Raw genomic sequence first — 12,841 nt, forward strand, 5'->3', positions numbered from 1 at the left:
AACTTATGAAGTATGCATTCCTAATGGTTTGCAATTTAACAATAATCACAGTTGCAAATGCGCAAGATCCCCTAATTCCTTATTTAACAGGGAAGGCACCACGGATCGTTAAAGAGCTTGGCGATTCTGTTGCCGGTACAGTATCCGTTAAAAAAGTGGTGTATTACTCCAGGGATGGTAAAACTGCCGATGGTAAAGTTGTACCCTCAGAAATTTATGCCGTGATTGTGCGGCCAGTTAAGTCAGGAAATTATCCTGGTTTGCTGATTCTTCATGGAGGTAAGGGTTATGCAGAATTGCAAAAAGCAATTGCATGGGCCAAACGTGGGTACGTGACAGTCGCCATAGACCTGCCTGGTATTGCCGATCCTTTACAAGTACCTAATTCTTCGGGTGCCTGGAAAGCTTTTCCTTACAATTCTCACCGTTTCAATGCACTTCCCGATATCACCTACAGTACGATATTTGATGGTGTAGTGGCTGGTTTACAAGGGTTTTACTTATTGCAGGCCCAGCCTGGTGTAATTAAAGATAAATTGGGTATTTCCGGAATTAGCTGGGGCGGATATACGACGACCATGCTGACCGCCTTGCTTAAAAACAAAGTGCAGGCTGCATTTTCTGTATATGGCTCGGGTTTTTATGATGAGGGGTCTGCCTTTGCAGGACAGCTTACCCTGGTTACCCCGGGAGAACGAGAAGAATGGCTAAAACAACTTGATGCAGGCAGACGAGTAAAAGATATTCAAAGCCCATATTTTATTGCCGCGGCATCTAATGATATCTTTTTCTATCCCCCAGCAATAACTGCGACTTTAAAAGCAGTGAAAAGCAAAACAGGTCACTTATTTGCACCCAATGCCAACCATTCAGCCCCTGTTCCCGGTGGAACCGCTGAGCCCGGACGAGCTGGATGGCTTAAAATGGAAGAGCCTTATTTTGATTATTATTTAAAAGGGGAGGGATCGCCCCTACCTGAAATATACGGACAGCAGTCGTCCATTGTTAATGAAGATGTGAAAGTTAGATTTCAAGTTAAAAATGCGGTTAAACCAGCCTTAGCTTCTGTTTTTTATTGTATAGATCAGGAAAATTGGACCAAACATAAGTGGCTCAAAGCAGATGCGCAGTTGTTAGAAAATGGTTGGTATGAGGCGGTATTGCCAGGTGCGGCAGCGCAGGGATACTGGTATGTTTCTGTATCTGATAGCCGCCCCGTTACCACATCTACTTATATGTACCCAAGCAACAAACCTTTAAACAATTAGTATAGCCGTATCATGATGAAATTATTTTATAAAGTTGCCTTGCTTTCTTGTTTTGTTATGGCTTCCTGCGCAGTAGTCCTTGCACAGGAAACGGAGGGTTATGATGGCGAAAAAACCTATCAGGCGCCTTCCGATCCACTGGTGAAGGAAAAAATTGCGCATTGGCAAGACCTAAAATTTGGACTTTTTATGCACTGGGGTACGTACAGTCAGTGGGGAATTGTGGAATCGTGGTCACTGTGTCCGGAAGACCGTAAGTTTACCCAACGTACAGGGCCAAATAGCGGCAAGTGGGCCGATTACAAGAAAAGCTATGAAAACCTGCAGACGACATTTAATCCTACGGCCTTTAATCCGGAGGTATGGGCTAATGCAGCAAAAGATGCCGGAATGAAATATGTCGTTTTTACCACCAAACACCACGATGGGTTTTCCATGTTTGATACTAAATATACAGATTATAGCATTACCAATGCGAAAACACCGTTTTCGAAAAATCCAAGAGCAAATGTTACCAAAGAGATCTTCAATGCCTTTGGGAAAAACAACTTTATGATTGGCGCGTACTTTTCAAAGCCAGACTGGCATTCGGAAGATTACTGGTGGTCTTACTTTCCGCCTAAGGACAGGACGGAGTCGTATGACCGCAAAAAGTATCCCGACCGCTGGAAGCGTTTTACCGATTTTACCTTTAACCAGGTGCAAGAGCTGATGACGGGTTACGGGAAGGTAGACCTGTTGTGGTTTGACGGCGACTGGGCGAAAATGGACATGACTCCAATTGTAACCATGGCACGGAAAGAGCAACCGGGCATTATTGTGGTAGACAGGCATGGCAAGCCGGAGTACGTAAATTACACCACTCCTGAACAAAAGGTGCCGGCGAAGTTTATGCCACACCCTTGGGAAACCTGTATCACCATGGGCAAGCACTGGTCCTTTCAACAGGATGACCAGTTTAAGCCTGTAAAAACACTTGTGCAGTTGCTGGTAGACGTGGTCGCCAAAAATGGTAACCTGCTGCTAAACATTGGTCCGGGCCCTGACGGGCAGTGGCACAAAGTTGCTACAGAACGGCTGGCCGAAATAGGTAAGTGGATGAGGGTAAACGGGGAATCGATTTATGGCACTAAACCTTTTGCCCCTTATAGAGAAGCACAATGGGCATTTACTAAAAATGCAAGTTCCCGTTATCTTTCTTATTTGCCGGCAGACAATGAAAAGGATTTGCCTGCAAAACTACTGGTACCCCTAAAAGACTCGAGTTCTAAAACAACGGTTAAGTTATTGGGAACTGAAAAGAAGTTGGTGTGGACAAAAACCGAAAATGGTATTGAGGTAAGTATTCCTCCGGCCATCGTTAAACAGCTTTCCAATCAGCCAGTATGGGTATTTAAAGTAATTTAATATGTCTTTAAAAAAACTAATCCTGTGGCTGCTGTTGGGCGTTGCATTGCCCGGGGCCGCCCAGGATTCGCTGAGTTTAAGTGTGAAAAGCTGGCAGAAAAAAACAGCCAGTGGAGGGATCCCGACAGATACGGCAAATAGTTTGTGGTATCAGCAAACGGTGCTGATACCACAAACATGGCAGAATAAAAGAGTTATTCTTAATTTTAGGCGTATTGAAGGCGACGCCATTATTTATGTTAATGAAGTGAGGGTTGCGGAATTACTGCGTCCAGGGGGAGAAGTAGACCTTAGCAGCCATATTAATTTTGGTGTTAAGAATAGCCTAAAAATAGTTGTGACAAGAGATTATTCCGGTATCTCGCGTGATTTTAAATCAGACGTATTGCGGTATTTATCACGGCAGGCACTAGGAAATACAATTCCGCAGCAAAAATGGGGATTGGGGATAACAGCTTCGGCAATCCTCATGGCCAGAAATCCTCAGGCCGTTACTGATGTGTTTTGCATCTCTTCTTTTAGGAAAAAGACATTGACCCTGCAGGTGGAAATTGACGCGCTAAAGCCTTTAACTGGTAGCAGGCTTGAAGCCATAATCTACGACAAGGATGGTAAAGAGGCATTAAAGCTTACAAGCAGCGAATTGGAAATGGTTAAGGGAAAGGCTGTTTATAGCTTTACCGCAGACTGGAAAAATCCGGTATACTGGGAACTGGAGAAACCTTACCTGTATAAGGCAAGTGTTGTGCTGTTGTCCAAGAGCAAAAAACTGGATAGCCATCCACCAGTTACTTTTGGATTCAGGGAATTATGGACGCAGGGGAAAGATCTTTATATGAATGGGCACCCTTCGAGGTGGCGTCTCACGGATATATACGGAACGGGTAAAAATGGCTTAGGCTTGTACAAGCTGATGGGGTATAATGTAGCGCAGATCCAGCCTCATTCTAATTTATGGTGGCGTGCCCAGGCCGAGACACCCTTGCTAGATGAAGAGCTGCTGGACGAGATGGACCGCATAGGAATGGGTTGTACTGTGCCTGCACCAAGTATCAATTCTTTGCGCACCGCGCTTGTCTCTAACCCTAAAGTGCTGGAGGCCTATCGCAAAGAAATGGAGTACTATATGCGCTGGTACCGTAACCATCCTTCCATTATGGCTTGGGTAGTTGGCATGAACAGCTACAATCCAAAATCCAATATTGCAGCAAATACCATGGGTAAACGCGATACGGTGCTAATTGGGCAGGCTAAAGTCATCAGTTTGGCCTGCGCTGTAGTGAAGGATTTAGATCCCACGCGATTGGCTTATTCGCATGCCGATGGCAGTATAGGAGACCTTTCATCGGCAAATGTTTACCTGAATTTCATCCCTTTACAGGAGCGGGAGGAGTGGCCCAGTGAATGGGCTTCACATGGTAACATGCCTTTCTCTGCAGTTGAATTTGGCCCGCCTTACTGGAATAATTTCTGGAAAGGCAACCAGTTCCTGCTTACAGAATACCTGGCCATGTACCAGGGCGAAGCAGCATATTATACTGAAGGAATTAAAGGTTTAGATAGTACCATATCAAGAAGCTTAAACCCTGTTAGTGCCACCTGGGAACAAATGGATTTTACCCAGTATCCCAAATTTTGGGATTTCCAGCGCCTGTTTGCCAAAAATACCAACAGGTCATGGCGAAGCTGGGGGGTAAACGGGGGTTGGATGAACTGGCTCCTGGAAGGATACGGAACACCTCCCGACAACAAGAGTCCAAGATACAGTAACCGTTACAAGTATTTGAAAGACCCGGTTTTGACCAAGCCTGTTTGGGTAAATGAGCGGTTTGAAATTTTTAAACAGGCAAACCAGCCTTTACTTGTTTACATCGGTGGATTTCCGATACATACGGATAAAACGCATCAGTATTATAGCGGCGAAACGATCAATAAACAGATTTCAATAGTTTGGGATGGAGTGGAGCAGCTGGTATTGGATGCAGAATGGCAATTCCTGTCGGGTGAAAAAGTGCTCCTAAATGGGGCTGAAAAAATTAAGCTTAAAGCAGGTGAAATAAGACAAGTGCCTTTTCAGATGAAAGCACCGATTGTTTCCGCTAAAACAACTTGTCACTTGGTTTTAAAAGTTAAACAACCTGGAGAACCAGACTTGCTGGATACACTACAGCTCACCCTGTTTCCAGCCATTGAAAAGCCAGGTGAACTAAAAGGACTTGCATTATATGACCCCTTAGGGAAATCAAAAACTATACTCGATGGGATGGGATTGAAGTTGCCAGTCTGGGCCAAAAATATGGGGTTAACGGGAATAAAGACTTTGATTATTGGAGAGCAGTCCTTACAAGCTGGTGAGGATCTGCCATACTCATCGGCCGATATTGCTGCAGGTTTGAAAGTGATCATATTGGCCCAGCAGCCCGATGTTTGGCAGGGCATGGGATTTGAAACGGCAGAAAACATGTCGCGCTATGTTTTTATTCGGGACAGTTTAAGCAAAGTGCTGAAAGGATTAGGCAATGCCGATCTGTGTAACTGGCGCGGAACGCCACTTTTGCTTCCTGAAGGTAAATTGGCGATGGAATATGACCAGGAGCATGCACCTAAGTGGACCAACACCAATGCTGTAGCCTCTTCAGTTTTAAAAATCCCGGATGTCGTTGGTTTCAGGCCAATTTTGCAAGCAGAATTTGACCTTGCTTACAGCCCTTTGATGGAATTCAGGCATGGCAAAGGAGCCATTACGTTTTGCTCAATAGATCTTGAGGGACGGCAGCACGAACCGGCAGCAGTATTGCTAATCAGAAATTTAATCACAAATGCTTCAATGGCACTTCCTGCGCAAAGGCGGGTTGTGTATAGTGGTGATACTTTGGGCCTTATACAGCTTAAAAAGTTAGGCATTTCTCCGCTTAGCAGCAAAACGCTGCAAAGCGGGGACCTCCTGGTGCTGGGAAATGGGAACGTAGATTTTTCAGTTTCCCAGCTTAACCATTTTGTAAATAATGGAGGTCTGGTCCTACATTTTCCGCAAACAGCTGCGCAATTGTTAGAACAGGGTTTTAAGGCCAATCCTAAGCGGGTTTTAAAAGTCAGCCAACCGCCTGCCAATGGTATTTTACGTGGGCTAAGCGCTAACTTGTGGCGCTGGCGCGATGCATTAGATGTTATTGCTTTCGCAACGACGGATCAGCCTGCTGGGGTTAAGGTATCTGCTGATGGCCTGATTGCAGAACAGGCAATAGGTAAAGGGGTTAAATATTATCTTCAGGTAGGACCTGAATTGTTATCTTCAAAATATACAGAGGACCCTAAAAAGCGTGAGGCGTTGCAACTTAGCGTAACCCGCTTACAGCAGCTACAGGCAGGCTTGCTAAATAATTTGCAGGCTATACCAGATCCGGTAATTGCAGGCAGGCTTGAAAAAATTAACCCCAGGCCAACCTTTCAAACACTGGGCAGCTGGAGAGTGCTGGGACCTTACCTGGTACCTGGGTTAAATGGGGAGAAGTTACCCGGTCTTCAACTACCGGGACAGCAAGATGCAATTGAAGGCGGGCAAAATCCAAATCTTACCTATAAGCGAACTGATGGGGTAACGCTGGACTGGAGAACAACAGTACAGGCAGATCAAACTGGGTTTGTAAACCTGGGTAAAGCATTTTCTGGAATTGATGAAAATGCGGTAGCATTTGTTACCCGGTCTATCACCACTAAAAGCGCGCAAAACGCGATACTGAGATTTGGTGTTGATTACTGGATGGAAGGCTGGTTAAATGGTAGACCTATCGTTCAGATTATCAAAACTCACCATAAAAGGGCGAGTGAGGTATCGCTCCGTGTTCCGCTTAAAGCCGGAGAAAATATACTTACGCTGAAAATTGGTTCTGGAAAGGGCGGGTTTGGTTTCTGGGCAGACATCAGTTATGAGGAAAATGCAGCTGCTGCTGCTGCTGTTTCGGAAACGGCCACTGTTGATTTTTATCGTCCATTATATAAAAATTTTGATCCCTATCAGTTTACATACTGGTAGTAAATACTAATAATAAACAATAACGCTAAACAAGCTAAAATGAACTTTACTCTAAATCTGCGAAAATTAGTATCACTATTAGCTGTCTGTATGTGTGCCTTTGCTGTAAAAGCACAAACAGATCAGCTGGATAACTTGAAGGAATTTGATCAGCGCAACGGTCTCCCTAATTTTTTTTCAAAACTGAAAGCCGGTAAACAAGTTACCGTTGCTTATTTTGGTGGAAGCATTACGGCCGCCAAAGACGGATGGCGGGACCAGTCTGTGAGCTGGCTGCAAAGTCAGTATCCAAAAGCTATGGTTAAGCAGATTAATGCAGCTGTAGGCGGAACAGGATCTGATCTTGGTGTATTTAGGTTAAAAAATGATGTTTTAACCTATAGGCCAGACCTGGTATTTGTTGAGTTTGCTGTAAATGATGGGAGTTTGGATCCAGCAAGGATTCATGAAACGATGGAAGGGATTGTGCGGCAAATCTGGCGTGCAGATCCACTTACAGATATTTGTTTTGTATATACCTTGTCTGGCAACATGGTGCCTAAAATCACCGAAGGTAAATTATGGCCGTCTATGCTGGCTATGGAACATATCGCTAATCATTACGATATTCCTTCTGTGAAATTTGCACCTGAGGTGGTTCAGCAAATTAAAACAGGTAAGGTTATTTTCCAGGGTAAACCTGAAGAAAATACAGATAAGATTGTTTTTACTACGGATAATGTTCATCCACTGCCAAAAACGGGGCAGCGGATTTATGCGGAAATACTGGTAAAAAACCTTCGCGTAATGGCAGATCATGCCCGTACTGTTGCGCATAAGCTTGGCAAACCTTATACAAGAGAAAACTGGGAGGATGCGGAAATGATTTCGCTTAGGGACATCGTTAAAGCAGGAAGCTGGCAGGAATTGACCCAACAGGATAGTGTGGCAAGAATGCTCCGCAACCGGTTCCCGGTGTTATATAAATCTGTGGTTCCAGGAGCATCTTTAAAGCTTAAGTTTAATGGGCGCCTGGCAGGGATTTATGATGTTGTTGGACCGGGCTGCGGACAATATGTAGTTACTGTTGATGGTGCCGGAAAACAATCCTATCCACGGTTTGACAAATATTCCTCAACCTACCGCAGTTTTTACTTTACACTTCCCTTAATGAACCCGGGATTGCATGAGGTGGAGTGGAAAGTTTCGGATCAGGCCCCCGACAAAACTGCTGTTATGCAGCAAGTGGCCAATCAGGGTAATCTGAGGAAATTTGAAGAAAATGCATGTTATGCAGGCTGGGTACTTTTACTCGGAACACAGATCAAGTAATAATTGAAATGATTAAACTTAAGTTAACTGCCGCATGGCTAGTGTTTTTATGTCTTAGCACTGCGATATGTGTTGCGGGAGGAGCGGATAATAAACGGGATACGACATTTAATATTTTTAAGTATATAACGGCAGAGAAAACCTTTACTGATTTTCATGGTTATCGTTGCGCGTCTTTTAAATTGGAAGGAAGAAATTGCAGGATCGTAGCGCCTAAGTGGTCCTCCCCAGGCAGGCCATACATTTGGCGTGCAAGATTTTGGAATACCGCTCCCGAAGCAGAAATTAGGCTCCTGGCTTTAGGTTACCATGTAGTATACTGTGATGTATCCGAATTGTACGGGAATTCAGCGGCGGTCGGCATCTGGAACAATTTCTATCAATTCCTCCTCCGTTCCGGACTTTCACATAAGGCAGTGCTGGAAGGAATGAGTAGGGGTGGAGTTTATGTATACAATTGGGCTGCAGAAAACCCAGAAAAGGTAGCCTGTGTCTATGCAGATAACCCGGTTGTAGATTTGAAAAGCTGGCCTGGTGGCAAAGGCAAAGGACCCGGCAGTAAGAATGATTGGTCTATTGTAAAGAAAGACTTCAATCTGAGTACCCGTGAGGAGGAGGAGAGATTTTCAGAAAGTCCGATTGATAAGGTTAGGCAAATTGTGGCCGGCGGATACCCGATGCTGCATGTTTTAGCAATGGAAGACGAAGTTGTGCCTATCGGTGAAAATACCCTGCCTTTCGCAGAAAAGATCAAAGCCCTGGGCGGGAACCTAAAAATTATCGAAAAACCAGGGTTCAAGCACCATCCGCACGGCATTGCCGACCCTACACAAGTGGTGGACTTTATTGTTAAAGCGGTCGATCGTGCTACGGCGACGGTGAAGTCGGCTTATGTGTTAGATATGGTACACAATAACCCGGGCGAAAAATTAACCAAAAGCGATTTTAATGACCCAAAACTACTCAAACAGCATGGCTATGGAGGCATGGTAATCAATGACTTTACTTTTGCACATGCAGCCATCACTTACGATAGTTTTGATAAACGTATTTTTCCAAAAGGGTCGGCCGCCCGTGCGTGGGTGATGGAAGCAGCAGCCAAAGTTCGGGCAAATATTAAACGTGCGCATTCCGCCGGTATCAAGGTTTACTATTTTACTGATATTATTGTTTTGCCGAAAAAATTGGTTGACCTGTACCGTGATGAAATTTGCGATTCAAACGGAAAAATCTCTTTTGAGCGGCCCAAAACAATTGCCATCCACAAAGCGATGCTCAATGAAGTATTTGATGCTTTTCCTGATTTGGACGGACTCGTGATTAGGACGGGCGAAACCTACCTCAATAATGTGCCTTATCATACTGGAAATAATCCCATTACTAATGCTGAGGAAAGCCATGTCAAGCTATTGAATCTTCTGCACGATGAAGTTTGTGTAAAAAGGAATAAAGAAGTGATCTATCGCACCTGGTCTTTCGGAGACATGCATGAAAGCGCTGAGTACTATCTAAAAGTAATGAACAGGATCATTCCTCACCCGAATTTGGTTATTTCTATTAAACATACCAAAGGTGATTACCATCGCACTTTTGATTTTAACCCAACATTAGGTATCGGAGCACATAGGCAAATTGTTGAGGTACAATGCCAGCGTGAATATGAAGGTAAGGGGGCTTATCCAAATTATGTGATGAACGGTGTTATTGAAGGCTTCGAAGAGTACGGTCTTAATCGTCCTCAAAAAGGTTATAATGCTTTAAACGGCATAAAAAATACGCCGCAATTTGCAGGTATATGGTCATGGTCCAGAGGGGGTGGTTGGGTAGGCCCTTATATTAGTAATGAATTTTGGTGTAGACTAAATGCTTATGTGATCAGTTACTGGGCGCAACATACAAACTTTACAGAGGAAGAAGTTTTTAATATCTATATGGATCAGCAGGGAATTAAAGGGAAGAGCCGTATAGCATTCAGGCAATTGTGCCTGCTTTCCGCACGTGCAGTATTGAGAGGGCACGATAGTGTTTTGCCTGCTTTTGATGCGCAATTGGTTTGGTGGATGCGTGATGAATTTCTTGGTGGCACCGATTCTGATCCACTAGATGCACAATTTAAGAAATTGTACGAGGCTAATCAGCTGGATGCATCAGTGGAAGAGAAATTTGAAGCGGTTAGGTTGTGGGAACAAATTGTTGATTTAAGTAAACAGATCAATGTTAAAAATGCTGCGGATACACGCTATATCAATGTGTCTTCCAGATATGGTCTATTACTACACCAGATTATTGCACAAGGTTGGAGGATTATGGCCCTTGGGTACAAAGGCGACCTGAATGGTAAATACGATAAAGTGTCGATTAGAACAGCTATTGCGTCCTACGATTCGGCATGGCAGGCCTATAAAAAACTTAAAGAAGAGGAGGCATCCTGCGCCACTTTGTATAAACCGTATGTTTTTGTGTATCAGGCACCAAGTTATCATGGCGACAAAGGATTGGGGAGTGTGGTAGAGAAGTACCGTAAAATAACTGCCAATCAGTAGCCTTTAGAATAAATTATAATTTAGTTTTTATAATAATGTACTAAAACTTGCTCCTTTTCATGATATCGGAAGGCTGAAATAGAACGTTGAACCTGCTCCCGGCTCACTCTCTACCCAAATCTTCCCATTATGCCTTTCAATGATCTCCGCACAGAGATATAGGCCGATGCCAAATCCTGAAATGGAACTGGGCTGATCAGATACCCGATAGTAACGTTCAAACAAGTGGGGTTGGTCGTTTTTGCTAATACCGTTGCCTTGATCTGCTACAGAAACCAGAATATTTCGCTCGTTGCTGCTGCAGGTAATGGTGATGTTAGTTCCTCCGGGAGAATATTTTACCGCGTTTGAAATCAGGTTACTAACCACATGACCAATCTTGTCGCGGTCGGCACTAACCAGGATCTCTCCGCAGGGCAGATAGATGAGTTGATGGTTATGGTCAGTGTAGTTAAATTCGCTCTCCAACTCTGCAATCAGTAAAGTAAGGTCAAATTCCTTCTTTTCGATATTGATCTTTCCGGATTCCAACCTGGATACGTTCAGGAAGCTGTTGATCATTCCAGTCATTTTTTTTAGCTGGTTATTTGCCTTTTCCAACGCCTGTATGCTAAAGTTGTCGCCTTGTGATTGGGCCTTCCGCTGCAATAGTTGCACATAGCCATTGAGTGAGGTTAAAGGGGTTTTAAGCTCATGGCTCACCATGCCGATAAAGTCATTTTTGCGCTGCTCGTCGGCCTTGGCTTCAGTGATATCGGAGATGAGGCCAACCATTTTTATAGCTTTTCCATGCTGGTCGTAGCGTGCTCTACCGTGGGCGCTGATCCAGTGGATTGAGCCGTCTGGCCAGCATACCTGATATTGGGCCTGATAGACGCTGCGGTTTTCTTTTGCAATAGTTACCAATTCCCTTACACGCTCACGGTATTCAGGTAATATGGCTGCAAAAAGGTCGGGATAGGTAAAGGGCTGATCCTTTGTTCTGCCAAAAAATTTCTTGAACTGTTCATTGCATTGCATCTGCCCGGTGGCAAGATCTACCTCTGTAGAACCTAGGGATCCTGCTTCAATGGCGATGTTCATCCGGGTATTGGCTTCTGAAATTTCCTGTGCAGATTGAACCTGTTGGGTAACGTCCTGAAGCACCCCACTCAGGCGTGTAGCTTTTCCCTTGTCATCAAAAAGGGCTTTTCCTTTCGCCTGCACAATCCTTGGCCTGGGATCAATAGGATTGATGATGGTATAATAAGTGCTATAATGTCCTCCTGATTTCGGATCAAGTGCCATGTTAATGGCCTCTGTAACTTTGTCCCGGTCTTCTGGTGCTATCACCTGGGTGGCAATGTGTAGTTCAATCTGATCACTAGGTTCTAATCCAAACCAATCTCTGAGCTGCTGGTTGCCCGCAAATTTGCCGGTTCTTGGGTCAAGATCAAAGGTGCCGAGGCTTGCAGCATTGATGGCGAGCTCAGTTTCGTCCTGGCTGATCTTGAGCTGATCATAGGTGGCATGGAGCTCGTGGTTGGAGCTGGCCAGTTCTTCCACAGTGGCAGTTAGCTCTTCGTTGGCGGCAGCCAGCTCCTGGTTGGATTTATTGAGTTCTTCTGCCGATACTTCCAATCGTGTGTTAAGCTCTGCAATGATCTTTAGGCGCTCTTCCACACGCTGTTCTAACTGTTCATTGAGCAGGCGCAAACCTGCTTTGGTTTGCATGAGCTGCTCATTCGAAACCCTGAGTTCTTCTAATGCAGCCGAGAGCTCTTCGTTGGTAGCAGCGAGTTCTTCGTTGGAATTGGCCAATTGTTCGTTTAGGCGCTGTTCCCGGGCAAGAAATTCCTGTACTAATGCCGTTTGCTGTTCTGCATTTTGTTTCTTGAAACGCTCCGTCACATCCACTGCAGTATGCAGAATGCAAATCGTTTTGCCCTTTTTGTCCAGGATTGCCCTGTATTCAAAGTCAAAGTATATCGTGATCAGTTTTCCTTCTATGGTAAGGTTAGCTGGTGTATCGGTACCCTTAATGGTGAGTCCCTCTCGCCAAACCCTGGCAAACATGCCGATAAAGGGCTGGCCTTTTAGTTCTGGAAGTGCTTCTTCCAGGGTTTTTCCAATAACCGATCTGTCCTTGCCCCAGATGTCTATCATCGCCTGATTAGCAAAGCGGATTGTGGCCTCCTCACCGATGTGCACTGCTGTGGCGGTTTGTGTATGGGTCAGGATCTCAAGGAGCTCCTCATTGGGCAAAGACTGGGGCATGGTATTCATAAAATAAAAATCTA

General features: G+C 44.6%; 6 protein-coding genes. 5 read left to right on the forward strand and 1 reads right to left on the reverse strand.

Going from position 1 to position 12,841, the window contains the following annotated elements; all coding sequences use genetic code 11:
- Positions 1-5 precede the first annotated feature (5 nt).
- From LPB86_RS12075 to LPB86_RS12095, 5 genes are read left to right on the forward strand one after another with little or no spacing between them, the layout of a single operon-like run.
- Positions 6-1,268, forward strand: a complete 1,263-nt coding sequence (locus LPB86_RS12075; RefSeq protein WP_230644117.1) for a S9 family peptidase — start codon at positions 6-8, stop codon at positions 1,266-1,268.
- A 12-nt stretch (positions 1,269-1,280) separates the two neighbouring features.
- A complete protein-coding gene (locus LPB86_RS12080; RefSeq protein WP_230644119.1) occupies positions 1,281-2,675 on the forward strand; it encodes an alpha-L-fucosidase in 1,395 nt (464 codons plus the stop codon).
- 1 nt (position 2,676) lies between these two features.
- Positions 2,677-6,708, forward strand: coding sequence for a glycoside hydrolase family 2 TIM barrel-domain containing protein (locus LPB86_RS12085; RefSeq protein WP_230644121.1), 4,032 nt, complete (start codon positions 2,677-2,679; stop codon positions 6,706-6,708).
- A 39-nt stretch (positions 6,709-6,747) separates the two neighbouring features.
- Positions 6,748-8,019 (forward strand): SGNH/GDSL hydrolase family protein, encoded by a 1,272-nt coding sequence (locus tag LPB86_RS12090; protein WP_230644123.1) that lies wholly within the window; start codon positions 6,748-6,750, stop codon positions 8,017-8,019.
- Between the two features lie 8 nt (positions 8,020-8,027).
- A complete protein-coding gene (locus LPB86_RS12095; RefSeq protein WP_230644125.1) occupies positions 8,028-10,562 on the forward strand; it encodes a S9 family peptidase in 2,535 nt (844 codons plus the stop codon).
- A 57-nt stretch (positions 10,563-10,619) separates the two neighbouring features.
- Here LPB86_RS12095 and LPB86_RS12100 read toward each other — a convergent pair whose 3' ends face one another.
- The gene (locus tag LPB86_RS12100; protein WP_230644127.1) at positions 10,620-12,827 is read right to left on the reverse strand and encodes an ATP-binding protein; all 2,208 of its coding nucleotides are present in this window, start codon (positions 12,825-12,827) and stop codon (positions 10,620-10,622) included.
- Positions 12,828-12,841: the final 14 nt, after the last annotated feature.

It is taken from the genome of Pedobacter sp. MC2016-14 (assembly GCF_020991475.1).
Lineage (GTDB): Bacteria > Bacteroidota > Bacteroidia > Sphingobacteriales > Sphingobacteriaceae > Pedobacter.

What these genes read in the sequence shown, in the direction of transcription:
- LPB86_RS12075 (WP_230644117.1), top strand. Translation starts at nt 6, where the DNA reads ATGAAGTATGCATTCCTAATGGTTTGCAATTTAACAATAATCACAGTT.
- LPB86_RS12080 (WP_230644119.1), top strand. Translation starts at nt 1,281, where the DNA reads ATGATGAAATTATTTTATAAAGTTGCCTTGCTTTCTTGTTTTGTTATG.
- LPB86_RS12085 (WP_230644121.1), top strand. Translation starts at nt 2,677, where the DNA reads ATGTCTTTAAAAAAACTAATCCTGTGGCTGCTGTTGGGCGTTGCATTG.
- LPB86_RS12090 (WP_230644123.1), top strand. Translation starts at nt 6,748, where the DNA reads ATGAACTTTACTCTAAATCTGCGAAAATTAGTATCACTATTAGCTGTC.
- LPB86_RS12095 (WP_230644125.1), top strand. Translation starts at nt 8,028, where the DNA reads ATGATTAAACTTAAGTTAACTGCCGCATGGCTAGTGTTTTTATGTCTT.
- LPB86_RS12100 (WP_230644127.1), bottom strand. Translation starts at nt 12,827, where the DNA reads ATGAATACCATGCCCCAGTCTTTGCCCAATGAGGAGCTCCTTGAGATC.